The 549-nt window shown below is 59.9% G+C and carries 1 pseudogene; it reads left to right on the top strand.

The annotated features are described in order from the left end of the window. Positions 1–287: 287 nt before the first annotated feature. Positions 288–549: pseudogene (locus tag R4P47_RS25060) on the top strand (hypothetical protein); the annotation flags it as partial.

The raw sequence follows: 549 nt of genomic DNA, 5'->3' as shown, positions 1-549 counted from the left end.
TCGTCGATCCTTCCCACCAAGCTGAGCTCGGCGTGTCGAACCAAGGACCGGATCAACCGTTATTCAGACAGTCCCACTCAATGCGACCTTCAGTGGCCTTTTCGCCAGTCAATGGCACATCGAGTGGACCTCGGGTCGAGTGCGGGCAGCGGCTTGCCGAGTGCACTCGATCTTGGTGAGGCGCTCGTGGGCGGAGTTTGTCCACAGGACGTGAGTTATCCACAGGGCAATGTGTTTCCCATCGTCGTGTCGGATTCGGGGTTTCTGGATTGTGCATCATCAAGGGCATGAAACGGGGTGGACCACGAATCGATGCGAAGGTGATTGCGGCCGCGTCCGATCGCGGTTTCATGAGGACAGCGCATCTCCTCGAGCTCGGGGTGGCGTCGAAGACAATCGTTCGACGCACCCAGCCGGACGGCAGCTGGTCACGGGCACTACCTGGGTTGGTGTTCTTGAAGAATCGCTCGCTGACGCCGATGGAGCGCGCCACCGCGGTGGCAATTTACTGCGGCAAAGATGCTGTCATCAGCGGTCGGGCAGGGTTGG

Origin of the sequence: Rhodococcus sp. IEGM 1370 (assembly GCF_033142325.1) — a bacterium.
Classification (GTDB): domain Bacteria; phylum Actinomycetota; class Actinomycetes; order Mycobacteriales; family Mycobacteriaceae; genus Rhodococcoides.
This window is presented reverse-complemented; position numbering and strand designations above follow the sequence as displayed.